43 protein-coding genes are annotated in these 23,959 nt (G+C 64.4%); 9 read left to right on the top strand and 34 right to left on the bottom strand.

What is annotated here, in order from left to right; genetic code table 11:
* Nucleotides 1–26: 26 nt before the first annotated feature.
* From JNK99_RS15605 to JNK99_RS15680, 16 genes are all read right to left on the bottom strand, one after another.
* Complete coding sequence (locus tag JNK99_RS15605) at nt 27–1,526, bottom strand: hypothetical protein (RefSeq protein ID WP_291854736.1); 1,500 nt, start codon at nt 1,524–1,526, stop codon at nt 27–29.
* Entirely contained in the window at nt 1,523–2,065 is a 543-nt protein-coding gene (locus tag JNK99_RS15610) for a phage protein Gp27 family protein (RefSeq protein ID WP_291854739.1), read from the bottom strand. The genes JNK99_RS15605 and JNK99_RS15610 overlap by 4 nt, the downstream gene beginning before the upstream one ends.
* Nucleotide 2,066: 1 nt before the next feature.
* On the bottom strand, nt 2,067–2,354 hold the full coding sequence (locus tag JNK99_RS15615) for a helix-turn-helix transcriptional regulator (RefSeq protein WP_291854742.1): 288 nt from the start codon (nt 2,352–2,354) through the stop codon (nt 2,067–2,069).
* Between the two features lie 43 nt (nt 2,355–2,397).
* On the bottom strand, nt 2,398–2,772 hold the full coding sequence (locus tag JNK99_RS15620) for a hypothetical protein (protein ID WP_291854744.1): 375 nt from the start codon (nt 2,770–2,772) through the stop codon (nt 2,398–2,400).
* Entirely contained in the window at nt 2,762–2,992 is a 231-nt protein-coding gene (locus tag JNK99_RS15625) for a TraR/DksA family transcriptional regulator (protein ID WP_291854746.1), read from the bottom strand. The genes JNK99_RS15620 and JNK99_RS15625 overlap by 11 nt, the downstream gene beginning before the upstream one ends.
* Nucleotide 2,993: 1 nt before the next feature.
* A complete protein-coding gene (locus JNK99_RS15630; protein WP_291854749.1) occupies nt 2,994–3,545 on the bottom strand; it encodes a hypothetical protein in 552 nt (183 codons plus the stop codon).
* A complete protein-coding gene (locus JNK99_RS15635) occupies nt 3,542–3,847 on the bottom strand; it encodes a hypothetical protein (protein ID WP_291854752.1) in 306 nt (101 codons plus the stop codon). The genes JNK99_RS15630 and JNK99_RS15635 overlap by 4 nt, the downstream gene beginning before the upstream one ends.
* A 160-nt stretch (nt 3,848–4,007) precedes the next feature.
* Nucleotides 4,008–4,370, bottom strand: a complete 363-nt coding sequence (locus tag JNK99_RS15640; RefSeq protein ID WP_291854755.1) for a hypothetical protein — start codon at nt 4,368–4,370, stop codon at nt 4,008–4,010.
* 2 nt (nt 4,371–4,372) lie between these two features.
* Nucleotides 4,373–5,596 (bottom strand): hypothetical protein, encoded by a 1,224-nt coding sequence (locus JNK99_RS15645; protein ID WP_291854757.1) that lies wholly within the window; start codon nt 5,594–5,596, stop codon nt 4,373–4,375.
* A 192-nt stretch (nt 5,597–5,788) separates the two neighbouring features.
* Nucleotides 5,789–6,409 (bottom strand): phage antirepressor N-terminal domain-containing protein, encoded by a 621-nt coding sequence (locus tag JNK99_RS15650; protein ID WP_291854760.1) that lies wholly within the window; start codon nt 6,407–6,409, stop codon nt 5,789–5,791.
* 2 nt (nt 6,410–6,411) lie between these two features.
* Complete coding sequence (locus JNK99_RS15655) at nt 6,412–6,687, bottom strand: hypothetical protein (protein ID WP_291854761.1); 276 nt, start codon at nt 6,685–6,687, stop codon at nt 6,412–6,414.
* A gap of 2 nt (nt 6,688–6,689) precedes the next feature.
* Nucleotides 6,690–7,337, bottom strand: a complete 648-nt coding sequence (locus JNK99_RS15660) for a hypothetical protein (protein WP_291854764.1) — start codon at nt 7,335–7,337, stop codon at nt 6,690–6,692.
* Between the two features lie 263 nt (nt 7,338–7,600).
* The gene (locus JNK99_RS15665; protein WP_291854767.1) at nt 7,601–7,795 is read right to left on the bottom strand and encodes a hypothetical protein; all 195 of its coding nucleotides are present in this window, start codon (nt 7,793–7,795) and stop codon (nt 7,601–7,603) included.
* Nucleotides 7,796–7,833: 38 nt separating this feature from the next.
* The gene (locus JNK99_RS15670) at nt 7,834–8,304 is read right to left on the bottom strand and encodes a Mor transcription activator family protein (protein WP_291854770.1); all 471 of its coding nucleotides are present in this window, start codon (nt 8,302–8,304) and stop codon (nt 7,834–7,836) included.
* The gene (locus JNK99_RS15675; RefSeq protein WP_291854773.1) at nt 8,276–8,788 is read right to left on the bottom strand and encodes a phage protein GemA/Gp16 family protein; all 513 of its coding nucleotides are present in this window, start codon (nt 8,786–8,788) and stop codon (nt 8,276–8,278) included. Before JNK99_RS15675 ends, JNK99_RS15670 begins: the two co-directional genes overlap by 29 nt.
* Before the next feature lie 11 nt (nt 8,789–8,799).
* The gene (locus JNK99_RS15680) at nt 8,800–9,342 is read right to left on the bottom strand and encodes a host-nuclease inhibitor Gam family protein (protein WP_291854776.1); all 543 of its coding nucleotides are present in this window, start codon (nt 9,340–9,342) and stop codon (nt 8,800–8,802) included.
* Between the two features lie 124 nt (nt 9,343–9,466).
* On the opposite strand from JNK99_RS15680, the gene JNK99_RS15685 reads away from it, so the two are divergent.
* Nucleotides 9,467–9,703 (top strand): hypothetical protein, encoded by a 237-nt coding sequence (locus JNK99_RS15685; protein WP_291854778.1) that lies wholly within the window; start codon nt 9,467–9,469, stop codon nt 9,701–9,703.
* A gap of 62 nt (nt 9,704–9,765) precedes the next feature.
* On the opposite strand, the gene JNK99_RS15690 is transcribed toward JNK99_RS15685, so the two are convergent.
* The 11 genes from JNK99_RS15690 to JNK99_RS15740 form a co-directional block, all read right to left on the bottom strand.
* Nucleotides 9,766–10,182, bottom strand: coding sequence for a hypothetical protein (locus JNK99_RS15690; protein ID WP_291854781.1), 417 nt, complete (start codon nt 10,180–10,182; stop codon nt 9,766–9,768).
* Entirely contained in the window at nt 10,179–10,526 is a 348-nt protein-coding gene (locus JNK99_RS15695) for a hypothetical protein (RefSeq protein ID WP_291854784.1), read from the bottom strand. Before JNK99_RS15695 ends, JNK99_RS15690 begins: the two co-directional genes overlap by 4 nt.
* A 12-nt stretch (nt 10,527–10,538) precedes the next feature.
* A complete protein-coding gene (locus JNK99_RS15700; protein WP_291854786.1) occupies nt 10,539–10,745 on the bottom strand; it encodes a hypothetical protein in 207 nt (68 codons plus the stop codon).
* Nucleotides 10,742–11,905 carry an AAA family ATPase gene (locus JNK99_RS15705; RefSeq protein ID WP_291854789.1) on the bottom strand — a complete coding sequence of 388 codons (1,164 nt, stop codon included), beginning with the start codon at nt 11,903–11,905 and terminating at the stop codon, nt 10,742–10,744. Before JNK99_RS15705 ends, JNK99_RS15700 begins: the two co-directional genes overlap by 4 nt.
* An 86-nt stretch (nt 11,906–11,991) precedes the next feature.
* Nucleotides 11,992–13,782 carry a hypothetical protein gene (locus JNK99_RS15710; RefSeq protein ID WP_291854792.1) on the bottom strand — a complete coding sequence of 597 codons (1,791 nt, stop codon included), beginning with the start codon at nt 13,780–13,782 and terminating at the stop codon, nt 11,992–11,994.
* Between the two features lie 21 nt (nt 13,783–13,803).
* A complete protein-coding gene (locus JNK99_RS15715) occupies nt 13,804–14,649 on the bottom strand; it encodes a hypothetical protein (RefSeq protein WP_291854794.1) in 846 nt (281 codons plus the stop codon).
* Between the two features lie 33 nt (nt 14,650–14,682).
* Nucleotides 14,683–15,003, bottom strand: coding sequence for a helix-turn-helix domain-containing protein (locus JNK99_RS15720; RefSeq protein WP_291854797.1), 321 nt, complete (start codon nt 15,001–15,003; stop codon nt 14,683–14,685).
* Nucleotides 15,000–15,143 carry a hypothetical protein gene (locus JNK99_RS15725; RefSeq protein ID WP_291854800.1) on the bottom strand — a complete coding sequence of 48 codons (144 nt, stop codon included), beginning with the start codon at nt 15,141–15,143 and terminating at the stop codon, nt 15,000–15,002. Before JNK99_RS15725 ends, JNK99_RS15720 begins: the two co-directional genes overlap by 4 nt.
* Entirely contained in the window at nt 15,140–15,352 is a 213-nt protein-coding gene (locus tag JNK99_RS15730; RefSeq protein WP_291854803.1) for a helix-turn-helix domain-containing protein, read from the bottom strand. Before JNK99_RS15730 ends, JNK99_RS15725 begins: the two co-directional genes overlap by 4 nt.
* 266 nt (nt 15,353–15,618) lie before the next feature.
* The gene (locus JNK99_RS15735; RefSeq protein ID WP_291854807.1) at nt 15,619–15,831 is read right to left on the bottom strand and encodes a hypothetical protein; all 213 of its coding nucleotides are present in this window, start codon (nt 15,829–15,831) and stop codon (nt 15,619–15,621) included.
* 164 nt (nt 15,832–15,995) lie between these two features.
* Complete coding sequence (locus tag JNK99_RS15740) at nt 15,996–16,250, bottom strand: helix-turn-helix domain-containing protein (protein WP_291854810.1); 255 nt, start codon at nt 16,248–16,250, stop codon at nt 15,996–15,998.
* Nucleotides 16,251–16,352: 102 nt separating this feature from the next.
* On the opposite strand from JNK99_RS15740, the gene JNK99_RS15745 reads away from it, so the two are divergent.
* The 3 genes from JNK99_RS15745 to JNK99_RS15755 all read left to right on the top strand — a co-directional run bounded on the left by JNK99_RS15745 (nt 16,353) and on the right by JNK99_RS15755 (nt 18,255).
* Nucleotides 16,353–16,694 carry a transcriptional regulator gene (locus tag JNK99_RS15745; RefSeq protein WP_291854813.1) on the top strand — a complete coding sequence of 114 codons (342 nt, stop codon included), beginning with the start codon at nt 16,353–16,355 and terminating at the stop codon, nt 16,692–16,694.
* Nucleotides 16,691–17,302 (top strand): thermonuclease family protein, encoded by a 612-nt coding sequence (locus JNK99_RS15750; RefSeq protein WP_366518772.1) that lies wholly within the window; start codon nt 16,691–16,693, stop codon nt 17,300–17,302. Before JNK99_RS15745 ends, JNK99_RS15750 begins: the two co-directional genes overlap by 4 nt.
* 74 nt (nt 17,303–17,376) lie before the next feature.
* Complete coding sequence (locus JNK99_RS15755) at nt 17,377–18,255, top strand: hypothetical protein (RefSeq protein ID WP_291854814.1); 879 nt, start codon at nt 17,377–17,379, stop codon at nt 18,253–18,255.
* A gap of 181 nt (nt 18,256–18,436) precedes the next feature.
* Here the strand turns inward: JNK99_RS15755 and JNK99_RS15760 are convergent, their stop codons facing one another.
* The 7 genes from JNK99_RS15760 to JNK99_RS15790 form a co-directional block, all read right to left on the bottom strand.
* A complete protein-coding gene (locus JNK99_RS15760) occupies nt 18,437–18,673 on the bottom strand; it encodes a hypothetical protein (RefSeq protein ID WP_291854815.1) in 237 nt (78 codons plus the stop codon).
* 100 nt (nt 18,674–18,773) lie between these two features.
* Nucleotides 18,774–19,058 carry a hypothetical protein gene (locus tag JNK99_RS15765; protein ID WP_291854816.1) on the bottom strand — a complete coding sequence of 95 codons (285 nt, stop codon included), beginning with the start codon at nt 19,056–19,058 and terminating at the stop codon, nt 18,774–18,776.
* On the bottom strand, nt 19,058–19,267 hold the full coding sequence (locus JNK99_RS15770; protein ID WP_291854817.1) for a hypothetical protein: 210 nt from the start codon (nt 19,265–19,267) through the stop codon (nt 19,058–19,060). The genes JNK99_RS15765 and JNK99_RS15770 overlap by 1 nt, the downstream gene beginning before the upstream one ends.
* The gene (locus JNK99_RS15775) at nt 19,260–19,559 is read right to left on the bottom strand and encodes a hypothetical protein (protein ID WP_291854818.1); all 300 of its coding nucleotides are present in this window, start codon (nt 19,557–19,559) and stop codon (nt 19,260–19,262) included. The genes JNK99_RS15770 and JNK99_RS15775 overlap by 8 nt, the downstream gene beginning before the upstream one ends.
* Complete coding sequence (locus tag JNK99_RS15780) at nt 19,549–19,806, bottom strand: hypothetical protein (protein ID WP_291854819.1); 258 nt, start codon at nt 19,804–19,806, stop codon at nt 19,549–19,551. Before JNK99_RS15780 ends, JNK99_RS15775 begins: the two co-directional genes overlap by 11 nt.
* Before the next feature lie 40 nt (nt 19,807–19,846).
* Nucleotides 19,847–20,161, bottom strand: coding sequence for a hypothetical protein (locus JNK99_RS15785; RefSeq protein WP_291854820.1), 315 nt, complete (start codon nt 20,159–20,161; stop codon nt 19,847–19,849).
* On the bottom strand, nt 20,158–20,331 hold the full coding sequence (locus tag JNK99_RS15790; protein WP_291854821.1) for a hypothetical protein: 174 nt from the start codon (nt 20,329–20,331) through the stop codon (nt 20,158–20,160). The genes JNK99_RS15785 and JNK99_RS15790 overlap by 4 nt, the downstream gene beginning before the upstream one ends.
* Nucleotides 20,332–20,606: 275 nt before the next feature.
* Here JNK99_RS15790 and JNK99_RS15795 point away from each other — a divergent pair, with 275 nt between their 5' ends.
* The 5 genes from JNK99_RS15795 (at nt 20,607) to JNK99_RS15815 (ending at nt 23,816) form a co-directional block, all read left to right on the top strand.
* Nucleotides 20,607–21,668, top strand: coding sequence for a phage protease (locus JNK99_RS15795; protein ID WP_291854822.1), 1,062 nt, complete (start codon nt 20,607–20,609; stop codon nt 21,666–21,668).
* A 38-nt stretch (nt 21,669–21,706) separates the two neighbouring features.
* Nucleotides 21,707–22,063, top strand: coding sequence for a capsid cement protein (locus JNK99_RS15800; RefSeq protein WP_291854823.1), 357 nt, complete (start codon nt 21,707–21,709; stop codon nt 22,061–22,063).
* A gap of 39 nt (nt 22,064–22,102) precedes the next feature.
* The gene (locus JNK99_RS15805; protein ID WP_291854824.1) at nt 22,103–23,167 is read left to right on the top strand and encodes a major capsid protein; all 1,065 of its coding nucleotides are present in this window, start codon (nt 22,103–22,105) and stop codon (nt 23,165–23,167) included.
* A 70-nt stretch (nt 23,168–23,237) separates the two neighbouring features.
* Entirely contained in the window at nt 23,238–23,414 is a 177-nt protein-coding gene (locus JNK99_RS15810; RefSeq protein ID WP_291854825.1) for a hypothetical protein, read from the top strand.
* Nucleotides 23,415–23,420: 6 nt separating this feature from the next.
* Nucleotides 23,421–23,816 carry a DUF1320 domain-containing protein gene (locus JNK99_RS15815; RefSeq protein ID WP_291854827.1) on the top strand — a complete coding sequence of 132 codons (396 nt, stop codon included), beginning with the start codon at nt 23,421–23,423 and terminating at the stop codon, nt 23,814–23,816.
* The last annotated feature ends 143 nt before the right edge of the window (nt 23,817–23,959 follow it).

Here is a 23,959-nt window from a genome sequence, read left to right on the forward strand (position 1 = left end):
CCGGCCGAACTGATCCAGAATGCGCGTCATAGCATGTGCCTGGAGGCGTACTCCAGGTCCTCCTCGTCAGCGCCCCGGCGAGGTGCCGAGACAAACCCGTCACACCGGCCCGGCAGGCCCTCGACCCGCAGCGCGTAATCCGCCAGGAACAAGGCAATCGCAAAATCCCCGTGCCGCTGCACCTTCCCGGTACCGCCGGCGCCCTGGCGCTGCGTCGCCGCATTCGGCAGCTTGGGCACCCCGTTGATCGTCCGGATGGCCCGCAGATCGTCCCGGCACTGATCGTCGCGCGGCAGCGCATCGAGCATGGCATCCTCGAACGCCGCCTTGAAGCGGGGCATCTGCTCGCGGTAAAACGCCTCGGAGAGCTTGATCTGCTCAATCCGCGCCGCGCCGTAGCGATCCGCCGCATACTCCGCCAACGCCGCGCCGTTGCCGCCCGCATCCATCGCCCCGCGGCGCATTCTCGGCACGCGATCGACCACGTAGGTCAGAATCTGCTCCTGCTGCCGGAACGGGCAATTTCCCAGCTCGACCACCAGGCGCACGCGCCGCACCAGATCATGACCTTCTTCGAGCACCGTGATCACCGTCAGATCGCCGACCCGCGCAAAATCCTCGCCGAAGCCATGCCAGAGCAACGGATCGAGCCCTTCGAGGAGCGGCCGCAGATCCTCCGCGCACCAGGCGAGCACCTCCCGCTGCCGCTCGCCTTCCGGCAACTGCCCGAAACTGTCCGGCCAGCGCCGGCGCACGATGGGCGTCTCCAGCACCATGCGCGACTCGATCAGCGCCATCGACAGAAACACCCCGCCGCCCTCCGACGGAATCACATCGAGTTCCTCGGTAGCCGTCTCGCCATACATCGCGTAGATCTTGCCCACCCAGGCGGTTTCGGTCTTGTCCACCAACCGCTCGCCATGGATCAACGCCACCCGCTGATACAAACCCTGCGCCACCGCCTCGCGGAACGTCGTCCGATGCAGCGAATAGCCTAGCCGACCGGCACGAATCGCCCCAACGATCTCGTTGAATGGATTGTTCGTGCCATTGTGCGACGAGAGCAGGCGCACCTTGCCGCCCCAGATCAGCATTGCCAGAGACGCTTTCATCAGCCCCGGCAGATCATCATGGAAGGCCGCCTCGTCGATCGTCACCCGGCCCTGCTTGCCGCGGATCGAGCGCGGCCGGCTACTCAGCGCCAGAATCTTCTTGCCGCTCGCGAAATCGATCCGGAACGCCTTGATGTCCTGTCCCTCATCGACATAGACCACCTCGCCGAACCATGCCGCGGCGAACGAAAACGCCTTCGCCCACATCGCGCAATCGTCGATGTACTCCCGAGTCATGTCCTCGCTGTAGCCAATGTACAGCGCATCCATGCCCCCCTCCGGCGCCGCCGTCAGCACCGCTTCGGAGGCATCGCACCACGAGGCGCCGATCCGGCGAGACTTCTCCCACACCGCCACTTCGGCCGGGTCACCGACCCAGGCCTGCTGATACGGCAGCAGCACCGTCGGCGTCATGCCGTAATTCCGAGAATCTCGCGGCGGATCATCTCCACTGCATCCGCTGTCAGACCGCCCCGGCGTGCCACCGCCTCGCAGGCCGATGCGGCGGCCAGCGCCTTGGTGCGCAGCTCGTCCTGCCACTTGCTGAGGGCGACCTGCATCCGTCCCACATCGGCATGCGCGCGCGCCACCTGCGAGATGGATTTCGCCGCTTCGGCCGGGTCAGACTCCGCCTGGCGCAGCGCGATCGAAATGCGCAACAGTTGCTCCTGCAGAATTCCGCTGGTCGCCGAGAGCACATCGCCCTCATCGCCCTCGTTCCGCACCGCCTTGGCCAGCGCGCGCGTACGCCGCACGTCGGCCATGGCCTCCTCGAAATCCGCTTCCAGTTGCGTCCCGTGCCGCTGCAGGGAACTCTTGCTGATCTCGTAACCGATTTCTCGCAGCCACCCCGCTAGCCCCGTGTATCCGCCGAACCCAGATTCGACCAGTCGCCGATTGAGTTCATCCCTGACCTCCTCGGGGAGCTGCGAGACCGCTGAACGCTGCCCCACCTCAGATCCCTGACCGTGGCCGCGGCCGTGCGACACCGGGAACCTGTGATCGTCCTGCCGACACATCCTGTCCAGCCTGCGTCAGCGTCGCCAGGGTCATCCCGAGTTGTCCTCCTGCCGTCTGCCTGATGACCAGACCCTGCTCATCGAGCCAGGCCAGATGAGATCGGATCGCGTCATACGATTCGCCCAGACCGATGCCCACCAAGTATCCGTGCAAAATCCCATCCGTGGCGGTGTATTCCGGAGCGTCGGAGAGGCAAATCAGGATGGCCAGGCGTGTTTCCAATTGAATTCTTGCCCTGAACGAGAGGCCACACAAATCACCCATGTTAGTGTTTATCCAGTAAGTGCTGATTGATCATCTGCAACGTTTTCTGCAATGCCCCAACCGATCCGCGCAGTTGGTTGGCCAGCTCGGAGACATCGCCGATCGCCTCGTACAGGCGTGACAGATCGACCCGTGTCGGAGCCTCGGCGAGGCGGGTACCGATTGTGCGCATCTCCTCGTCTATCCTCCTGCGTCGAAGATCGATGTCGGCCCGGAGCGCATCCAACGCCCTGGCGTGCTCCTCACGCAATTTCGAAACGGCCTCCTGAGTCACCTGGTTGCGCCTGTCCCAGTACAACCATCCGGTGACCGCCAGGCCCCAGGCCAGAATGCCCATATCAACCCAGAATCGGATCGCCTGATAATCAACGGACACGCGCCGTCCTCTCCCTGTCGCGCTGACAGTAGACACATCGTTTGACTCCTGGATAAATGGCCCGACGCGCCTCTGGAATGCGCTCGCCGCAGTCCACGCACGTCTCGCTCGAGTCGTCGATTGACCGTCCGGACAGCCCGGACAGACGTCCGTGCTGGTAAATATGCTCGGAGAGAATCTCCTGATCGCGCTCCTGAGCGCGATCGATCTGGTCAGTCATCTCAGGAATTCCTCTCGCCGATCTCGTCATCGATATCCAACCATTGCCGCCGCATTGCCTCGGCTCCACGCAGATACAGCGTCGCCTCGTCGTTGCGCCGCCAGAAATGATCCGTCACCGCCCAGTCAGGCCCCTCCCCAAGTTGTGGCCCGGCGCGTATTTCTGCCGCTACCCAATCCCTGTCGAGGCAGCGCACGGCTTCACGCACCTCCGAATGCTCATAGGCGCAGATCCCAATGTCCAGGATCAGTGAAATGAGGGCATCGAACTCGTTCTGTCGAAGGGCGGCCGGCAGGGTTGCCAACAGGTAAATTTCGATCGGTCGTAAATCGTCCCTCAGCAGGCGCAGCGCCGCCGCATGGTCCACCACGCAGCGCGGTTCGCCGGGTCGCAGCACGTGCCCGTAACCGACAGTCGACAGGCCGAACCGTCCCGGCTCAGGAACCGGTCTGAAATGGGTATGGCGGGAAATCAGATCCAGACCATCTGCTGAGGTTCTGCGGAAATTATTTTTTTCCGCTCGTTCGTCGGGTTCGGGAAACCAGACCATCATGCGGTGCGCACCGGGAGCGTCGCGGCGAGCGCCAGGATGCGCCCGCTGGAGAGGGTGGCGAGGCAGCGGAAACGGTAGTTCGCGCCGTCGACACCGCCCTGAAAGGCGTGCAGGACGACGCTGCCGCCGGCGATCTGGGGCGCGCCGTCGAGCAGCGCCGAAGGGTTGGCGTCGCCGCCGGAGAGCAGCGTGACGCTCAGCGTGGCGTGGTCGATCGTTTCGCCGCTGTCCAGTTCGGGACTAAAATCGAAGCTGCAGATGAGCTTCTCGGCGGGGTCCTTGGCCGGCCAGGTGGTGCTCATCGGCGGCGCCCCGAGGCGCAGTGGAGGACCACCCGATACGATCGGGCGGCGCTCCGGGTGGCGAGGTAGCACGGGTGGGCGACGAGCCCGCCGAGCCGCTGGCCGCCCCAGGTGGCGTTGGCCGGCCGCCAGGGGAGGTGCGGGCGCCAGGTAAGCGAGGTCACGGCAGCGTCGCTGCGTAGCGGTAGAGCGCTCGCACCTGCTCTTCGCTGACGCCCAGTTTGGCGACGAAATGGGCGAACACCGGGTTGGTGCGGTCGAAGTCGGTCGCGCTGTCCATGATCAGTTGCTCGCGCGCCGTCAACTGGCCCTTTAGGCCCTGGATGGCCGGCAGGTAGCCGAGGTCGAGACAGGCCACCCAGAACTGGCGGGCCGGGATGAGGGTCGGCGGCTCGTTTGCCGGAGAACGATCGACGCCGGTACGCACCCGGTAAATCGGCGACTGCCCCTGGCGGGGGAGAATCTGCAGATCGCTTTCCGGTATCGCGCGGGCCGCGGCTTCGCTGTCGTAGTCGGTGATCATGGTCAGGCTCCGTAGGATCCACAGCAGCGCCAGTGGTCGAGAACCAGATATTCACTGGCCGAGGCGCTGTTGAGGGTGATCGAAACGGTTTTGTCCACCGTGGTGTCCACCGAGGTGAGCAGTTCGACGGACGCCCCCGTTGACCCGGTGCCGAATGGCGACGAGGTCGAGCAGAGCCCGGTGACCTGTCGATTGGTGACCCCTCGGTTACTGACCTGCATGACCGATTTGAAATGGCTGGTCGTCGTCAGGTTGATGCTCGGCCCCATGTTGGTGGTACCCAGGAATAGCTTGTACACCTTGACATTGGCCGAGCTGACGTATTGCAGGGTCACCAGGCTTTCTAGGCAGCCATTCGGCCCCAGACTGTTTGCCGGCAGGGTGAAGCTCGGCCCGGTGATGTCTGCAGAAGTCGTCTGGGTGTAAGCGCCGCCGGTGGTCACGGCATTGACCAGGGTGACGACCGTCGTCGTCGTCGAGGAGAATTCCAACCAGCCTCCGGGGTGGCTCCCGACGGCAGGCACATAAACCCAGCCTCCAGAGGTGTAGGAGCGGACCAGCGCCGTGGCCAGGTTGTCGATGGTCGCCGATCCCGCCGACCCCGCGTTGAGCGTCCCGGAGGGCAGCAGAATCCACGGTCTGGCGGTGTTGTGGAAAACCTTCAGATAACCCGCCCCGAAAACCATCTCCAGCAGACGGGCCTTGAGGTTGGACCACGAGAAACCCTTCAGCAGGTTGCCGGCGGCCGAGTCCGTCAGACCGAACCAATCGTTATCGTCCGGCGAGCTTTTGGCAGTGGCGCCCTGGATCAGACTACCGATCGTGGTGGTTGTCTCGTTGCCTGTATTGGTTCCGGAACACGTCCCGGATCCGCTCGGCGCGCCGACCATCGCGGCGGTAATGCCGCCGACCACACCGGTGAAGTTCGGCGAGTCCAAGTCGGCCTTGAGGCCGAGGGCCGTCTGTTGCGCCGAGCTGACCGGTTTGTTGGCGTCGCTGGTGTTGTCGACAGCCGCCAGGCCAACGTCTGTTTTGGTTAGCGTGACCGCTCCGGCACGGCCAGCGACGCTTTGCACGGGAGCTGCGGCAGAGGCTTCTGCAGAGGTCGTATAAATCGGGTGCGGATCACTGGCGATGAGGTGTGCCGCAATCGCCGCGGCGGCGGCCTCGATTTCGTCGCAGTGTTCGTTCCAGAGCAGGTCGATTTCGACGCCCGGGTCGTCCATTTCTTGAGTCGGCAGGACTCTGGGCAGCGGCAAGGTCATGACAGTGGGTGGTGGGTGATGGACATGCGCGGCCATTGTCGCGCGCGCGCAAGGCGTGAAGCAGGGGGAAGGGGTTCGTCACCCCGCAACAAAAAGCCCCGCACGGGGCGGGGCAGGTCGTTCAGGTAGGAGCTGAGCACTGAATTGCGCTCATCAATTCTCCAACGCCAACGAAAGCTGGCCCCAGCCAGAGACCTGGCGTAGCGCTGCGCGCCGCGACGCCCCGACTTGCGCCGCGGCAACCTTCGCCGGCGCCAGCAGGCCGATCTGGATCATCCGCTGGATCGCATAGCGCACCGCGCCGACACTGCGGGCAATGGCCGTCGCGATGTCGCGGTAGCGCTCGCCGGCCAGCACCCGCGCGCGGATCGCCGGCCAGTGCGGGTACTTCGAGAAATAGTAGTTTCGGCTCTGGTTGCGCTCCCCCTCGGCCTCGCCTGTCCAGTGTTCCCAGAGCACGTCGTCGCATCGCCGCTGGTAGTCGAGGATCGTTTCGCGCAGTTCGGGGCGGACCTTGTTGGCGGAAACCGTGTTCAACCAGGCGAAGGTTTTGCGCAGCGGAATGCAGACACTTTCGCGCAAACCGGCAGGGGTCTCCGTGGTCATTATGACCACGGACCAACGATCCTTGTCGGCCATCAGTTTGCGGTGCTGGGTCTTCCAGTCGAGCCCCATCCCTTCGACGATCGGCCGCATGGCGACATACGGCTGCCCGTCGTGACCAATCATTTCCAGGGTGGTGTTGCGGAATGGCACGTTGATCAAATCGTTCATGGTCAATTCCCTTTCGAGGCGAGTTGGCGGTGCAGGTCGTGCAGATCAGAACCAAGCGCGTACGCGAGATCCTCGGCCGGGCCGAGCAGGCGGCTGACGGCGCTGGCCAGGTTAGTGAGGTGCTGCAGGCGGGCCAGCGTCATGGCCTCATCGCCGTCGGGAATGATCGCCGGCAGCGCGAGCGCCACCGAACGGCAATCGCCGATCAGCGCGGCGAGGTCATAGGCACGATGAAACAGGGGAGCGCCCGCGGCGGGCGTGGGTTGGCAGGGGCACATGGTCAGGCCTCCCCGGTGAGGGCGAAGAGTTCGCCCTGGGCGGCTTCCGGCAGGGCGGGCGTGGCCAGCAGGCCGGCCTTCAGCGCCTCCCTGCGGTTGCGGCGTGCCGATTCCAGGCAGCGGAAGCCGGCGGCGCCGGCCTGGTCGCGCGTCTTGAGGCCGGCATCGGCCGCCTTGAGGCCGGCATCGGCCGCCTGGGCCACCAGGCGCATGCGCGGGCGCTTGCTGTAGATGTAGTGCTCCCGCTGCAGGGCCTTGAGGCGCCAGTGCTCGGCCTGCCGCTGCAGGTGCGCCAGCACGAAGAGGCCGAAGGCCTTGGCCTGGTCGGTGGTGGCAAAGAGTGCGACCTTGAGACAGCCCTCGGGAAAAGACCAGATGCGGGTGGTCTTGGCCCCGGTTCCCGGGCCGCGTTTCTCGGTATTTGATGACTCACAGTGAGTCATCAAATCGACGTCAACGAGGCGGGTATCGGCTTCGGTGAACGCCTCCGGATGGCGGTCAATGATGTTCTGAATGACTCGCCGATTGGTGCCGAGGCAGCGGCCGAGCACCCGGTTGGTCAGCCAGTCCTGGCCGGACTGGCGCGACAGGTCGAGGGAAATGCCGGAAAAAGCGAGGGAACCGGCGGGCGCCGGCAAGGGGGTGTTCATGGGGTAACTCCTTTTCAAGCGGATAGAGAACCGCCCGCCCGCTGCTAAACGGGGAGGGCGACCGTGCGGGTTAGCAGACCGGGAAAAGGAACCGGCAGGGCCGAAGCCCTCCCGCACGGCCGCCCGAAACTGGGAGTGCCATGCTGACGGACGTAAAAAAACCGCTCGCGGCGGTTCGTCCGCCTTTTCTCCGGGCTGCTAAACCCGTATCGCTGAAGTGCAGCGATCGAGAAATCATGCACCCGGATCGTGGCCATGTCAAATCACGTCTGGCGCCGCGGTGCACCCGGCGGGTTGAGCACCTGCCCGTGCGCCCAGTGCGCGCCGGCGATCGCCGCGCAGGCAATCGTCACCGGCGCCCAGGCCAGGCGCCAGAAGCGCCACAGCGCGGTATTCAGGGCGACATTCGGCGCGCTGGCGATCAAGGGTTGTGCGGCGCGTTGTTCTGCGGGGGTCATGATGGGTCTTGCTCCTCGTGAAAAATCATTCTGCTCTGTCAAAAAAGGTCCGGCTGCACCGGCCCGGAGTCATCCGCCCGGGTACAGATCCCCTCGATCGCCCGGCTGGTGATCGGCGCGAAGGCGAGCCCGATCTCGTAGATCGCCTGCCGGCCGGAAAACCGCTCGACGCCAATCAGCCGGTCGTACATCGCGCGGATTGCCCGCGCCCGCAGCTCGGCGCGAGCCGCCTTGCACACCGGGATCGACAGCACCTCCCCGCCAAAGCGCGCGGCCAGGGCCGCCATCGCCGGCTCGCCGATCAACTCGGCCAGTTCCGCCCAGCGCCGGGCGCCGGCCGGGTTCGCGTCCGGGCGCCGGGGCAAATTGATCGTCACCCCCGGCCGCTCGTTCAGCAGCGTGCACGCCGCCGCTGCCCCGATCGTCGCGATCAGCACCAGCGCCGTGTAGGGCAGCAGGCCGGAGACGGCCTCGCAGTCCTCAGGCGTCAGCCGCAACAGGCTCGGCACGGTTCTGCACGCGTCGGATGTGAGTCACCAGCGCCACCACGATGCGCCGCAACTCGAACTCGTCACACATCGGCAACGGTTTGTCGATCGCGGTCGCGCCCAGGCCCGCCATCTGCCGGGCGATCCCCTCCACGTACGCCACCTGCTGCCCGCGCACGACAGGGAGCGCGCGCATCAACATGAGGATCTTGCGCAGCAACGGCTGCCGGGGAACGGCGGCGTTATCGACAAAGGCCCACTCCTGCGCCAGCCGCGCCGGCAGCGGCTGGCCATCCGCACGCTTCGGCAGAAAGCCGAGTCGCCGCAGATGCGCCAGCGCCGTGCGCAGCCGCGTCAGCGACAACTGTGTCGACGACTGCACCAGGAACGCCTGCTGCAGGTACGCGCGCCAGGCGTCGTCGCTCATCTGGATCTCGCGTCGGGCGATATGGATCAATTGGATCACGGTGGCGCGTTCCTTGGTCGCATCCGGCTTCGCCGGCACGGTCTTCGTGCTCATGGCGAGGTCCCGTTGAGTTCGAGTTCGAATGGCGTCACCACGAAATCCTCGATCTGGCTGATGAATATTCCCGGAACGCGTGCCACTGCCTCCGGCTCGTTGAGGATCGCCTCGCGATTGATCTCGATCCTGAGGCGCACAAATCGGTTCAGCCCCATCTGCTGCAGACTGAACAGCACCGCGTCCTGGCCAGTGATGCGCACCGACGGTGGACGCGTCCGCCAGCACACCTCGCCACTGGTGAATTTGTAGGTTTTGATTTTGCCGTGATCCGTGAGAACGGCACGATGCGCGTCGCAGTAGCCCTGCACCCCGCGCTGGGCGTCGGCGATCCGCAAACGGATCGGGTCGGCGCGCTGCTCGTAGGCCTCTTTGATTCGGCTGATCGTCTCGTTCATCTCGCACTCCATGAGCGTCAGTTCCCGCGAGTCGATGCCGATACCCGAAATCAGGTCGGCCACTTCCTCCAGCGTCTGCGGCACGTTCGGCGTTGCCGGGGACTTGAGGCGCTTCTTAGATCCATTGATCGTTATCATCATAATCAGTACTCCAGTAGGGGCGCGGCATTCACAGCCGCAGTGAAAATTCGGCGTAAGAGCACCCGCGCCGTTCCTCGGAATTTTTACAGGTCGGACAGATGCGGATTCGCATACGGTCCGGAGAGTGGAACGTTTTCCCGCAACCGCCCAGGCAGCGCACCTCGCCATCCGGGCTGCGGTATACGAACGTCTCGACCGGATCCAGGTCGTGGTCGGGATCCGCAACCTCGACACGTCGAGAGAGGAGAGGCGGCCGGTCACCAGATTTTCTCTGCAGTCTCCGAAAATGATTGCCGACACTGCTCTGCGGGCGATTCATGAGGTGCCCGATCGCCGCGAACGTCATCCCCTCTCCGCGTAGCCTCATGAGGAGACGATCCTCGTCACCGGAGAATCTGCGCGTTTTACCATCCAGGTCGTCCATCATTCCTCCCGATCCGCATTGCGCCACGCCACCGACCAGCGGCGGCCGAGGTGGCGCCATAGGCCGAGCGCCAGCCAGAAACGCGCCCACAGTGCCCATCCGCGCTGCCAGGCCTGGCGCAGCAGGGTCCCCAGCAGGATCAGCGGCAGAGCGGCAATCAGAAAAAACATCATCAACAGGCAGGCCACGAACTGCAGGGACTCCCAGAAATCCGGCGCCAGATCAGAAATCAGCGCGGCCACCAGCAATCCGGTGATGACGACTGCTGTCCACCAGCCGGCCTGGTCAGCCAGTGGTGCCAGCAATCCCCAGGAAAGCGGCCCGATCCCGGACATCGCCCCGGCGTAGGCGGATTCGCTCCCGGAGACCAGAAGGGCCGGCCACGCCGAAGCGGACAGAACGATGGAACCTGTCATTGCCGCTCCTCCCATTCGATCCGCGTCCCGTAACGCACGGCAAACCAGGTGTAGATCGTGGTCTCTCCCTCCAGTCGGCGCTGCCGCCAGGCGCAATCGCCAGCGAACAGGCGCCACAGGAAGGGTGTGCTCTCTACGGTGATTACCGCACGGTCACGCTCGTACACCACGCGGGTGATTTTGACGCCCAGGTTGAGCAGGTACGTCGCTGCGTGAAGTACCTCGTCCAGGCTACGGCTCAATTTACGCAGGCGCTCGCAGCGCACCTGGTAGATCAGTCGAATCGCCAGTTGCGCCGGATCCTCCGTCGCGTCCGCGATCAATTCACCAGCAAACCGTTTCATCCCACCCATCGTTCAATCCTCCCTCTGATAAATGCCGAATCCGTGTTCGGCGTCGATTTCCGTGGCCACCCCGTGCATTTCAATGACCGCGCGCCGCAGCGCAGCGCGCCACATCGGGTCTGTGAACTTGTTCTTCAGGTATTCCAGTGCCGTCGCCAGATGGGCCAGATTCGCCACATCCGCGCGCGCGATCGGGGTCGAAACTGCCGGCAGGCTCATGGCATCGACTCCCGCACCGCCCGGACAAGATCAGCGGTCACCCGTGGGGCGCCCAGCAGCGCCGCCTGGTTGATCGCCGCCGTCAACAGGTTGTTGGCCACCAGCGGATGCGTCAGCGAAATCACCTGCGTATCAGCGGCCCCGTGGCCGACCCGTTGCTGGATCGTCAACGCCTGCATCAACGCATCGATCGCCGCCGGCTCGACGATCGATGAAAGATCGAGCCCCGCCGACGTAAAACGGTGTGCCAGATACTCGCCGAGCGCCGTATCGAGCGGCGGCAGCCAGACGATCTGGCAGCGCTGCGCCACCTCGCGCACGGCCGCCCGCCGCTCGTCCAGCTTGTCGCGCAATTCCGGCTGACCGAGCAGCAGTACCGAGACCAACCGGCGCATGCCGTCCTTGAGTTCCAGGAAGCGCTTCAGGTGCTTGAGCGTCGGCAGGGCCAGACCGTGCGCCTCCTCGATCACCAGCAGATGCTGCATGCCCACCCGGCTGCTGGCCGTGAGGGCCTCATGTACCTGCCGAAAGCGCGCCTCCGGGCTACGCTTCGGGGATTCGCCGCTGGCTACCGCATGCAGCATCGCCTCCGCAATGTGGTCGCTCCGCAGGGTCTTGCCCTTCTTGTCGCTATCCTCCATCGCCAGCACGTACGGCTGGATCAACCGGACCGGCCGGGACTCCAGGCGCAGGCGTTCCTCCAGTTCCTCGCGCAGCGTGCTCTTGCCCGCCCCCGATTCACCGATCACCGCCAGGAACTTCGTATTGCCGATCGCCACCTGCCACATGGCCTCGCGCACCTGGCGAATCGCGCGGCTCAGATACACCTCGCTGGCCTGTTGCGGATCGTCGAACGGATCCCTGAAAATGCTGAACTTGCGGCGCGCCGCCTCGCTCAGCGTCTGTTTACGTAGTAGCATTTCGCTCTCCACCTCCCGTGGGGTTGTTGTGGTACCCGACGGCGCCGCGCTCGAACGCGGTGCCGTTCCTGCCGGATCGCCCGGCGACTTTCCCGGCCCGCCCACCTCGGGCGACTCCGTCTCAAAAAAGCACTCCACCAGTTCCGATTCCGCGACGCCCCGCCCGCGCAGCGCCGCGAGAATCATCGAGCGCAGCGCGCGGCGCTCCGTCTTCCGGGGATACTGCCCGCGCTGGATCAACAGATTGATCGCCGCCGGTGACAGATGCAGTTGGCGCGCCAGGCTCGCCTGCGAGAGGCCATGCCGCTTCAAGACTCCGCCCAGAATCAGCATGCCTGGCGTACCTCCTGGTGATCCTCGGGGCCGGCAATCGCCGCCTGCCACTGCGTGGCGAGGCTCCGGAATTGCGTTTCACTGATGCCGCCGGCAAAGCGCTGCGTGATCCACGCGTAGTGCTCCGGCTGCCAGTTCGCATCCAGCAGTTGCTGCATGCGAAGGCAAGCCGTCGTGGCCGACATCAGCGATTCGTCGGTGGGTGTGCCCACGTCGATCGCCGTCCCCGCCAGCGGCAGATATGCCGGGATGGCCACCTGGCGCACGTCGGCAAAGGGATCGATCTGCCCCGCGAAAGCCACGCCGCGCTGTCCACCCTGGCCCTTGCGCGTCTTCGCGATCGCCAGCGGATCATCGGAACCCCACGCCGCGCACAACGCCCGCTTGCGCTCCACGTCGATGAAGGTGTCGGCGACCGACTTGAACTCCTGGCCGAGGACTGCCGCCGTGCCGTCGAATCCGAACTCGGTCTTCGGAATTGGCGAACGCCGGTAGCGCACCGCCTTGCCCTCGGCGTTCACCGCCAGCACGTCGATATCGGGCAGCGTGTAGGGGCTGGCCACCACCGAGACCCTCTCGCCGACGGCAACACCGGGGATGCCGGCGACCGAATAGGTCGCCTGCCCCTTTCCGGCCGCAGAAAATGTAATCTGCAGCAGACCGTCCACCACCCGTGACACCGCATCGGCCATCACCAGCGCGCGCGTCACCTCGGCCCCCCCCGCGATCACCCGCAAGGCGCCAGGGAACTGGGTGATCTTCATCCAACCCGCAAAGCGCGAGAGCTTGGTGCGCGTATGCACCGCGCGCGACTGGAACGCCGCGCTCCATAGATTCGCCAGTTCGTTCAGGTGTTCGAAATCCCGCACCCGCTGCGCGTGCAGCCGGCCCTCGAACTGGTGCTCGATATGGTTGTGCATCGACTCCACGGCACCCTTGGCGCGCGGGTTCTTGGTCTTGTGCACCCGCACCTCGATATCCAGGGCTCGCGACAGACTGCGGAACACCTGCGAGGCCTGCGCACTGCCCGGGTCCACCTGCAGGATCTTTGGCACGCCATAGAACGGCAGGCCATTCCGCGGATGAAAAGCCGGGATCAGGAAATCGAGCAGGTTCCGGGTGGATTCGTGCCCAGCCAGGTACTGCAGGTAAAACGCCCCCGTGCAGTGATCCACCACCAGGTAGCGCTGCACGCGCAACTGCGAAACGCGCTCGTAGTTGTGCGGCTTGTTCTTGTTGAACGCCGCCTCGTCGCAAACCTCCATCCCGCCGTTGGCCAGGTAGAACAACACGCAGGTCGACACATCCAACTGCCAGACATGGTTCGGGTGCAGCGACTGCAGCGCGAACGCCGGGCTCTGGCGCATCATCTGCTCGGTATGGCAGCCGAGTTGGCGCATCGCCCGCGCGATCGTGCTGCGATGCGCGGTCGTGTGCGCGACCTCCCCGGTCTCCGGGTCTGGCGCCGCGTTGGCGTTGGCGATGTCGCGCACCATCCCCAGCGTCGGCAACACCTTGCCCGTCTCGCGCGCGCCGGCGATCTGGATCGCCGCCATCTGGCGCACCTGCGCTTCGGTCAGCGCCTTCAACCGGCCGGCGTCCGAGCGACGCTTGCGTGTCGACCCATAGCCCGCCTCGCGGATCCAACGCCAGAGCGTCTGCACGGAAATGCCGAGCGTCTCGGCCATCGACTGCACCCGCGGCGTCCCCTGGCCGTGCGGCAACGCGGGCAGCTCGGCGGCAAGCTGCAGGACCATCGGCAACTGCAACGGGCTGGGCGGCATGATCATCATTCCTCCCTGAGCCTAGTGGGTGTCGGTCGGCTGCCGGGTCCAGCTCGGCGTGAGGATTTCGGCGAAATCGACGGTGATGTCGTGGCGGACGTAGAGGGCGGAGACTTGCTGCGCCAACCAGACCGCCGTTTCCTCGGCGAATGTGCCCTCGGCTTCGCCGTGTTCCCAGCACGCGGCCAGCACCGTGCCGAAGTGATTGACGTTGGCCAGCACCCCCATCGCCGCCGCGTGCAGTTCCTGCAGCCGCGCCTGTTGCTGTTCATCCGCCTCCTGCCGGGCCTGATCCGGCGTAAAGCGCGTGCGCGCCACCGCCTGCTCGCGCAACGCGCTGTTGTCTTCCTGCACCGCCTGGATCACCGCATCCTTGGCTTCTAACGTCAGTGTCGCCTCGCGCAGGCTCTTCTTGAGTTCGGAAACGCTCATCCGCTCGACGGCGTCGAGTTGCGCCGGGTCGGCGGCCAGGTCGTCGAGTTGCGTCTCGTCGAGCAGCGCCAACTCATAGACCTTCGATCGGTCGAGGGCCAGCAAGGGTTTCAGATGATCCCGGCCGCGGAATTTCAGGGCCACGGACGCCAGGCGCCGCGCCGTTTGTTCCGAGAGGCCCACCGCGCGGATCGCCTCGCCGTAACCGCCGCGCGGTAGCTCACGGAACAACAGCACAGCGCGACCGATCTCCAGCATGTCTTCCACGCTGCGCTGCACGTACCGGCGAACCGTCATCTTCAACATGTCGAGCGTCGTGTCCGTGTAGCCGAAGCGCTCCAGGAGCCGGCGTGTCTCGATCTCGTCGGCCGCCTGCCTCTGCAGCGCCTCGACACCGATTGGCACCAGTTCACCGCCTTGCCCTTCCTCGTTCATTGTCTTGTCCCTTGTGGATGATGGATAACAAACTCAACCGGGCAGGCGCGTATAGCGCTGCTCGACTTCGGAAACCTTTGCCTGCGCCTGGCGCAATCCGTAAGAAAATTGCACCGCGATCTGCACCGGTTCCGGGCCGAGACGCCAGGCCTTGGTCGCGTCCTGCACCGCCCAGCCCTTGTGCGCCATCGTCTGCAGGTCGCGCAGCACCATCGACTCCCTGGCGCCGACCGCCTTGGCGAGGTCCGCCAGGCGCAGGCCAAAGACCTCATGGCCCGCGAGTGCGCGCATCACGTCCATCAGCCGCAGTTGCGCGGCGTTGTGCGAGGCGAGCCGCGCCGGGAGATCGCTCATGCCACCCCCCGCTGGCGCAACTCGGCGACCGTCGTCGCTGCCCACGATTTGGCATAGAGCCAGCCCCCGGCACGGCTCGCCTCGACGACCAGCCGATAGCGCAGCGCGAGGCGCAGCCGGCAGAGTGAGATATGGTTCATGCGACCTCCTGGGCCGGGTACTTGCCCGGCCACAGCGTCTCCAGCGACAGCCCGGTGGCGGTGCTGATCGCCGTCGCAATACGCCGGCTGGTCGTGATGCCGGCTACCACGTAGCTGACCGTTACCTTGCTGACCTGGCATTGGCGAGCGATCTCGGCTTGCGAGCTGCGCGCCTTCTTGAGGGCGCACTGGATATCAGCGGACTTCATTTCGATTTGCTATCCTGTAAGTTCGGCTAACTGGTAAGGCGAAAGGTGAACAGGCATGGGACGTTTCATTGTTGAAATCTACGAGCCGGGAGACGACCGCACCCTGGTCGCCTCGCTGGAGTCCGACGCACCGCTGGTGGTCTCTGCTGGAGAAGTTCTGCACACCGGCCCCCTGACGGGAGCAAACAACCGGGTGCTGACCGTGACTCGTGTCGAGCACACGTTCTGGCAGAGCAAAGACGGGGTAGTCCACCAGCGCCGGCTCTTCACCGAACCTTGTGGACGGCGCCGCAAGTCGCATCGAGGCCGTCTGCGAAGTAGCCCCCGTTGCCGTTCTGCACGACTTCGACGCGACAGCCCAGCGGGTTGGCTCTGACCTGGCGGATCAACGCGGCGGCGTGCACCAGGGCCTCCTTGAAGGGGTAGGCGCTGGCCAGGTCGGAAAAATCGAGACGCACGGTGACCCCTGAGAAGCCCACCGGTGGTTCAGATGCGGGGGTGAATCCTGTCTGACACATCCATGACTGCAGGGATGCGTAGGAACTGAAGCCAAGCCTGTCGAGCCGGATGATGAATCTTCTGGCGCTGTCCTCTCTGGCGAAGCGACCGGGGCGCAAGGGGCGGGTTCTTTTGATTGGGGATGTCATGCGACCTCCTGGAAGTGCGGGGTTTGAGGAAAGCGGATCGGGTCAAAACGGAACTCCGGGTAGCGGCCCGGCCAGGCGGTGTCCGGTTCGAGGCCGGTGAGTTCACAGATGCGGCGGGCGATGCGGACGGAACGGTGCCGAGAACGGATCACGTGCGAGACGTTCATCTGCGACACACCAGTCTCCCGCGCGACGTCAGCGGGGCTTGATCCGTGCATGCGCAGTTGCGCTTTGATGAGTTCGGGGTGCATGTTTGCCGCCAATTGGTGTTTGTGTTTATTAGTAAAGGTAACTCGTTAGCCGAATCATAGGTATGTTTTTTCATACCGTCAAGACCTATTTGAGGTTTGTCTATGCAAACTATTGGCGAGCGGTTGAGGTTGGAACGTGAGCGCTTGGGGTTGAGCCAAACCGCATGTGGAGAACTTGGCGGCGTCAAGAAATTGGCGCAGATCAACTACGAGAAAGGAACATCGTTCCCGACAGCAGCCTACTTGGCAGCGGTAGCGCAGGCAGGTGCAGACGTGCTGTACATCGTCACTGGGGCTCGGGGCGGAATCGTGATGACCCCCGAAGAAACGGCCCTCCTCGACAACTTCCGCCACTCGCCCCCGGCGGCGCGGCAAGCCCTCAAGACGACGAGCGATCTCTTCGCGAAACACGACTGCCCCGGCGCCACCGCTGAAAGCGCATGAGCCCCTTTGACCGCATGGCGATAATCCGCGTGATCCTGGCGGCCGTTTGGCTGATCTCGACGGGACTGGTCAGTGCCGAAACGCTGGCTGGCCAGGTCGTCGGCGTGACCGACGGCGACACGATCACCGTCCTGGACGCGAACCACGAACAGCACAAGATCCGGCTGTCTGGCATCGACGCCCCGGAGAAGGCGCAGCCCTTCGGTCAGCGCTCAAAGGAGTTTCTGTCAGCTCTGGTGTTCGAGAAGGAAGTCGACGTGCACTGGCACAAGCGCGACCGGTACCAGCGCATCGTCGGCAAGGTGATGGTGGCGACGCCGAAGTGCCGGGAGAGTCCCTGTCCCAAGACGCTCGACGCTGGCCTCGTGCAGCTCACGGCCGGACTCGCCTGGTGGTACGAGAAATACGCGAAGGAACAGTCCCCGGAGGACGCGGGGCGGTACGAGTTCGCCGAGCACGAGGCGAGGGCGAAGAGGGTTGGGCTGTGGGTCGATGATCATGCGGTGTCGCCCTGGGAGTGGCGCGCCCGAAAGCACGCCGGGGACCGGGACGCGCGTGCGGAGCTATATTCTGCCACCGACCGCAGATATTCCACGGCAGGAAAATAGGGCGCAGCGGCGTTTATAAATGGCCTGCGCCCCCTTTTTTGCGTCCGGCCATCTTTACCAGGGAGGATTTTGCGATGACTACGCCGACCTTCAGCATTGAGGTGGTTGTCAGTCACGACGAAGAGCTGGCGGCGCTCATGCGCCTGGCCACGCAACATGCCGACGCTAAAGACTGGGACGCGGCGCTCGCCACCCTGTACGAAGCCAAGGCGCGCATGATCGAGTCGTTAGGCCATCAAACCAACGAGGCGTGGTGCAAGCTGCCGCTCTACCTGTCGCGGGCCGGGCGCTTTGCCGAGGCCATGGCCGAGTTCGACTGGCTCTTGGCTGACGCGCCACGCCGGGCGCGCAAGGAAAGCTACCTGGACGATCCGTCGGTGTCCTATGGCAAGGGCACGACCAAGCAGTCGATGTACCGGCTCAACCTGCGCAACATCAAGCGCGTCGTCGCCCAGAGTCGCGCGGTCGCCTTGCGCAGGCAGCAGAAGGCGGAAGCCAAGCTGCCGTCGAATCAGCGCGGCCCGACCGCCTCATTGCAAGGAAAAGCGGAAGGCGCCTCAGATCATCGTACAGGGCTGCGCAATATGAAGGCCGTGACCGCCGATGAGGTTACCGAACCACTGTTCAAGTTCATGCAGATGGCCTTTGCCGGCGCGAGCGACCAGCCGCATCCCCTTGAGCGTCAGCATGCCGAAACCATCATTCTGCGCATTGCCTCGGGCAGCCCGTTACCGATCAAGGAAGCGATCTCCCTTCCCGGCGGCGAGCGACGCGCACTGAAGGAATTGCTCTGCCAGTACGTCATGTTCTTGACGATGTTCAGAGACCTGGCTTTCCCGGCGGATTTTTTGAGCGGCACCGACGAAACCAAGCTTGGAAGCGAACTGCTTGCCTACGTCGCCAGACATCAATGGCCGTTCCCTCAGCAATTGCCCTGGTCAGCGAACGCCTGATGGCGTTCAGGTGAAATCTCGGAATTCGCCTGGCTGCATAAAAGGCCATGCGGTGGTCGGCAGCTAACCGGCTCTCATTGATAAACGTTGTCATGGGGTTTCCTGTTCTTTTTACGGCGCTACGAAAGCATTCCCTCGATCAGCGGTGAGACGATGGGAACGTCCTTGCCTGTTATTGGCTTTATTGGAGATCCGGATTGGAAACATTCCTCGCTGTCGCCGGCTTCCTGATCATCGCGATCAAGGCAATCACACCGATCATCACCACAGCGATTGCCGAGAGGGAAAAAACCAGCAGGGCGCGCATCGAATTCGGATCGACCCAAAGCAGCGCGCTTACCGAGAAAACTGCCAGCATGAATAGATTGTCGACGGCGTCTTCGGCGAGGCGCCCGAGGAGCGACTCGTTGATCGGCATTGTCTCAGTAGGTCTTGGCCTGTTGCAGCTCACCCTGGTGCAATTTGGACCGGACCGCTCGACGGCATTGTCATCCGGGGACGCTGCTGCGCTCGTTGAATCACTCGTTTTGTTGGGCATGGGTGCTTGGCTCCTTGCGAAATGATGCAATTCCGGTAATCGGGTAGTCGGTGCTTGGTCGACACTCCAACGCCTTATGCAGGTCGACACGCTCGCCCTCTATCGTGAGCAGCAGCCGGCCGGCCCGATTGATCACCCCCTCCTCGATCAGGAAACGGGCGATCTGCGCGAAGCGGCGATCGGTCTTGGCCAGCGCCAGCACGGCGCGCGCGGCGTGGTCGCTGGCCGGGCGTTTGGCCCAGGCCAGGGGATCCTTGGGACCCATCACGCTATCTGCGTCCGCAGGAATATCAGCGTTGCAGAGGCGTTTCGCTTTGCCCCGGCATTCCTGGGCGTCGTTGCAATCTGATCAAGGGTGGTCATTGCCGTTTCGAGTGCCGCTCGCAGCTTCGCCATTTCCCGCTCGTTTTCTGCACTGCGCAGCGACGCTTCGTCGGCCTCTGCAACCTCAATCGGTTTCGCAGGCTCAATCATGGCAAAGCCTTTCGCGCTTCATACCGGCCATGGCGATGTTGCTCGCCAGGACCAAACCATTGCGCTCTGCCGTCTGGTCCCACCCATTGCCAGGCAGCGGGCCGTTCGGGATTGCTGCGTTGATCTCGTCCCAGCACCTCTGGCGCTCGTCTTGCCGGATAGCCTCCCACACGTTGCCAAATTTCCCCGAGAGGTACGCCACCGAGAACCATGCACAAATCAAACGTGTCAGTGGCCCCACGCGCTCAACTTTCGGGGTCCATCGGAAAGGTGGTGCAATCTCAAACATCAAGACCATGTTGCTGCCCTTTCTCTGTCTCCGATTTGGGGTTATTGGCGGCCAGCCGACGGGGCAGAAAATAATAGCCTTGCTCCTGCATGTCGGCGCCGTACCTTCGTATTGCGGCAATCCCTGCGTGGTGGAGACTCGCCGCATACAGCTCGCCTATCTTGTTGAGTAGATTGCTGAGCAGGGCATAACTCAAGGCGGCCCCGAACAGACCGAGCACCACTATCCAGCCGATTTGATACCCGTCCATGAACTACTCCTGATCTGGGTTGATGGGTTTGGGAACGCTCTTACCGCCCCAGAATCGGGGTCATTTTTCCGCAGTGCAGACACTTGCAGCGCACGCGTTTGTTCAGCGCGTCGATGGCCGCCTGCGCCCTCTCTGCTTCTCGGGACAAGCGGCTTTCCTCGCGGGCAAAGCGCGCCAGCGTCGCCACCGGGTTCAGTTTGGCGCCACAGTCGGCGCACTCCACCTCGCTTAACGCCTCGTCGACGAGGATTTTCTGATGCTGGCAGCGCCCTGGGGCGTACTGACCGCGCACCTCGCTCAGGGAGATGACCTTTGCCGGGGAGGTTGCCGGCAAAGGGATGGGAGATAGCGTCACCACAGCGGCCCCATTCCCGGTTCGGCAGGAATCCCGGCAGCCAGTTGGGCATTCATCTCGTCAATGCAGGCCGCGCACCATTCGTCGAACGGCACGCCATGCTGGCAGGTGTCGTCCGGAACATCGGTATGCGGGCTGGCCTGCGGTGGGTCATTGCACGTCTCTTTCACCTCGTGTCACCTCTTCAAAGCGTTGGGGGCCTACCAATCCCCCGGCGCATCAGTCTTGAGCAGATGGCCGGATTGTCGCGCGCGCGGGGAGAGCGGGTCATGACGAAGCGCTTCGTCCTGCTACTCGGCGGGCGTGCGACCGACAATCGAGCCTCATGTCGAGCCCCCGCCGCCCACCTGCCGAAAAGCCCACCAAGCCGCAAACGCCAGCGATTGCTGCGCTCGCCGTAGCGCTGACTCGCGCCTCCACGGGAGCGCCTCCCAGCGAGATCCGCATGATCCCGGCCGGCACGTTCCGAGCGGTGGACGGCCGTCCGGAGAACCTGCCGGGCTGGTATCTCGATCGCACCCTGGCGGCGCCGATCTGCGCCAGAGCCCACGCGCGGCGGTCCGACTATGTGATCGACTATGAACACCAGACGCTGCTCGCGAGCCAGAACGGCAAACCGGCGCCGGCCGCCGGTTGGTACCGCACGCTCGAGTGGCGCGACGGCGATGGGCTGTACGCCACCGATGTCCGGTGGACACCGGCGGCGGCGAAGATGATCGCCGACGAGGAGTATCGCTACCTCAGCCCGGTATTCGGTTTCGACGACCAGACCGGCGCCGTCCGCAGCCTGGCGTGCGCTGCACTGGTTTCCAACCCCGGCCTGGATGGCCTCACCGACCTGGGCGCCAGCCTGGAGCGGCTCGCTGCCGGCCTGATTGCCCACGAGGATCACCCCCCTATGGAAGAACTCATCGAGCGCCTGCGTTACTTGCTCAACCTGCCGATCACCACGACTGCGGAAGAAATCGTCACGCATCTCGAAAAGCTCATCGCCCAGATCGTGGCCGTCTCACCGGAGGTGGGCGCCGCTGCCAGCCTCGACCTGGCGGGCTACCTAAGCCGGCAGCACGAGCAGCTCGTCGCCCTGCAGACCCAGGTGCGAGCGCTGCCAGACCCGGCAGAATTCGTCCCCGTGATGCAGCTCAAGGAGGTGCAGGACGAGCTGGCCCGCCACTTGCAGGCCCAGCTCAAGGGCAGCATCGAGCGCCTCATCGAGCAGGGCCTGGCACAGCACAAGCTGCTGCCGGCGCAAATCGAATGGGCGCGTGAGCTGGGGTCGATCAACATTGCGCTGCTCGCCAGGCACCTCGACACCACTGTGCCGATAGCGGCGCTCGGCGGCACCCAGACCGGCGGCGAGGCGCCCGGCGGTGCCGCCGCCGACCTCGACCGCACCGACGCGCAAGCACTCGCCAATGCCGCTCTGGCGTGGCAAGCCGCCCAGGCCGCGGCGGGCATCAGCGTCCCGATTTACGCGGCCGTCAAGCACGTGGCCACCCCGGTCTAGCCGACCGCCAACCTTCCATCGCACAGGATCCTCTCCTCATGGCCAATGAAATCCTCACCAAGAACTACCTCGCCGGGGCGGCCATCAGCGCTCGGCGCATCGTCAAGTTCGATACTACCGATGGCGTCGTCCTGCAGGCCGCCGCGGCGGCCGATCTGTCGATCGGCATCTGCGGCGAGGTCGGCCCGGCCTCCGGAGAACGCGTCGACATCATCCAGTGTGGCATCGCCGAACTCGAGTTCGGCGGTACCGTCGCCCGCGGTGCCATGGTCACCGCCGATGCCAGCGGCAAAGGTGTGGCCGCGGCGAGCACCAACCGCACCATCGGTCTCGCCTTGGTCAGCGCCGTCTCGGGCGATATCGCTCCGGTACTGATCGCACCGAGCGTGATGTAAGCGCCTCTGTCAAATCACCCCTTTGGAGTACAGCCCCCCATGAAGAAAGCGCTTTCCCTCTGTTCGACGAACCTGCTGACGCTGGTCGTGGTCGGCATCGTCCTGGCACTGATCCACTTCGTCGGCGGCTATTCGCCGCCGGAAGTCAGCGATCTGCTGCTGATCGGCGTTGGCGCCGTGCGGCCATTCCCGGTCAATCCGCAACTGACGGCGATCTCGATCGCCTATCGCAATCCCGACCTGGTACTGATCGCAGACGAGGTGCTGCCGCGCACGCCGACGGCCGCCGAATTCAAGTACCTCAAATTCGATCTGGCGCAGGGGTTCACCGTGCCGGATACCAAAGTGGGGCGCAAGAGCCTGCCGAACGAGGTGAACTTTTCCGGTACCGAAACCAACGACAAGGTGGCGGACTATGGGCTCGATGATCTGGTACCGAACGAAGACATCGAGGCTGATAACCAGGGCGTCGATCCGCTCGGTATCGCGGTCGCCTATCTGACCAACCTGGTCAATCTCTCCCGGGAGCAACGCGCCGCCGCGCTGGTGTTCAACAACAGTTCGTACGCCGCAGCCAATAGGGTGACGTTGTCCGGCACCTCGCAATGGTCAGACACCGCCAACTCGGATCCGGTGGCGGCCATCGGCGATGCTCTCGACATCCCGGTCATGCGGCCGAACATCGCGACTTTCGGCCAGGTCACGTGGACCAAGTTGCGCCGGCATCCCAAACTGGTCCAGGCGATCAAGGGCACCGCGCAGGGTTCGGGCATGGTGTCGCGTCAAGAGTTCCTGGAATTTTTCGAGCTGCAGCAGGTGTTCGTGGGTGCCGGCTTCGCCAACAGCGCCAAACTGGGCCAGGCGGTTTCCCTGGCCCGCGTTTGGGGTAAGCACGCCGCGTTCCTCTATCGCGATCGCGCTGCCGGTCCCCAGGCCGGCATCACCTTCGGCTTTACGGCGCAGTTCGGCAGCAAGATTTCCGGGACCATCGCCGAGCCGGCCATTGGCCTCAATGGGTGTCAACGGGTGCGGGTCGGCGAGCAGGTCAAGGAAGTGGTCACGGCCACGGATCTGGGCTACTACTTCGAGAACGCGGTCGCCTAAGCATCAAAAACCCGTACTGACCGAAGCTCACCGCCGTGATGGCACAGCGGGAACATTGAAAGGAAATTCCATGCCACGCAAACGCTTGCTCTCCCGGGTCAACTACGACAACACGCCATACGAGATCGGCGAGGTCATCGACATCCGCGACGAGGACCTGCCGCAACTCGAGGCCGCCGGCGCGATCGCCGATGCGCCGGACGACGCCGCCGGCGCGAAAACGACAACCCACAAAGTACGGCGCTGACCGGTCATGGCCTACGCCGCGATCACCGACTTCGAACAGCGCCACGGTGGAGACGAGGTCGTTCAGCGAGAATCGATGCTCGGTGCAGGCGCCGTCGATCGCGCGTTGGCCGATGCCGAAGCGGAAATCAATAGCTACGTCTCCGGCCGCTACGTGGTGCCGCTGAGCCCGGTCCCGATCACCATCACGCGCCTCGCCTGCGCCATCGCCCGCTATCACGTCCTCGGAGACGCGGCCACCGAGACGGCCCGCCGGGCCTACGAGGACGCCCGCGCGTTTTTGCGTGACGTGCAGGCCGGCCGTGCGCAGCTCGATGGCGCCAATCAGGTCAGCGCCGCCACCGGTGCCGCCACGGTCGACTACGTCACCGACGAGCGCCTCTTCAGCCGCGACGCCCGATGAGCGACGCGCTGATCGAATCGATCCTCGGCCGCCTGCGCGATCAGGTCGAGCCCCTGCGCCTGGTCGCCGGCGCCGCCGGCTTCAGCGCCGCCAGCGAGAGCAACCCGCCGGCCGTGCCGGCCGCTTACGTCTTTCGCACCGGC

It is taken from the genome of Accumulibacter sp. (assembly GCF_016789985.1).
In the GTDB taxonomy this organism is placed as follows: domain Bacteria; phylum Pseudomonadota; class Gammaproteobacteria; order Burkholderiales; family Rhodocyclaceae; genus Accumulibacter.